Origin of the sequence: Actinoplanes palleronii, assembly GCF_016862315.1 — a bacterium.
In the GTDB taxonomy this organism is placed as follows: Bacteria; Actinomycetota; Actinomycetes; order Mycobacteriales; family Micromonosporaceae; genus Actinoplanes; species Actinoplanes palleronii.
Map to the genome: position 1 here is coordinate 1 of NZ_BOMS01000227.1, position 1,145 is coordinate 1,145.

At 65.4% G+C, this 1,145-nt stretch carries 1 protein-coding gene; it reads right to left on the reverse strand.

Going from position 1 to position 1,145, the window contains the following annotated elements:
- A partial coding sequence (locus Apa02nite_RS50730; protein ID WP_203831581.1) for a sulfate adenylyltransferase subunit 1 occupies positions 1–1,145 on the reverse strand: 1,145 nt, incomplete at both ends.

The window sequence follows — 1,145 nt, forward strand, 5'->3', positions numbered from 1 at the left end:
CCCGTGGTCCGGTTCCGCCGGTACTCGTCGGCCAGCAGCGGCAGCGTGGTCCGCAGCCGGACCCGGCCGATCTCGTTGAGCCCCAGCGCGTCCGCGGACTCATCGCGGTGCAGGGTGTTCACATCGAGGCGGTACTGCAGGCCTCGCACCACGGCCCGCGCGGTCCGGGTGGTGTGCTTGATCGAGTACTTGCCACCGACGCGCAGCGGGGCGCTCTCGTCCATCCAGCAGATCATCGCCTCGATGTCCTGCGCGACCGCGGGGGCATTGTGCGGCCGGCAGATCATGTCACCGCGCGAGATGTCGATCTCGTCGTTCAACCGCACCGTCACCGACATCGGCGGGAACGCCTCGTCAACCGGCCCGTCCGCCGTGTCGATCCCGGCGATCGTGCTGGTCAACCCGGACGGCAGCACCATCACCTCATCACCCGGCTTCAACACCCCCGACGCGACCTGACCGGCATAACCGCGATAGTCGGTGACCGTCGTCGACTGCGGACGGATCACGTACTGCACCGGGAACCGCACATCGACCAGGTTGCGGTCACTGGCGATGTGCACGTGCTCCAAGTGATGCAACAACGACGGACCCTCGTACCACGGGCTCTTCTCCGACCGCGACGCGATGTTGTCACCGTTCAACGCCGAGATCGGGATGATCGTCAGATCCGGCGCGTCCAGCTTCGCCGCGAACGACGTGAACTCATCCGCGATCCGGTCGTACACCGCCTTGTCCCAATCGACCAGGTCCATCTTGTTCACGCACAACACCAGATGCGGCACCCGCAACAGACTCGTCAGGAACGCGTGCCGCCGCGACTGCTCGACCAGACCCTTACGCGCGTCGACCAGGATCAACGCCAGATCCGCCGTCGACGCCCCGGTGACCATGTTCCGGGTGTACTGGATGTGCCCCGGCGTGTCCGCGATGATGAACTTGCGCTTCGGCGTCGCGAAATACCGGTACGCCACATCGATCGTGATGCCCTGCTCCCGCTCGGCCCGCAGACCATCGGTGAGCAACGCCAAGTTCGTGTACTCGTCACCACGCGACGCGCTCGCCGCCTCGACCGCCTCGAGCTGATCCTCGAAAATCGTCTTCGTGTCGAACAACAACCGCCCGATGAGCGTCGACTTACCGTC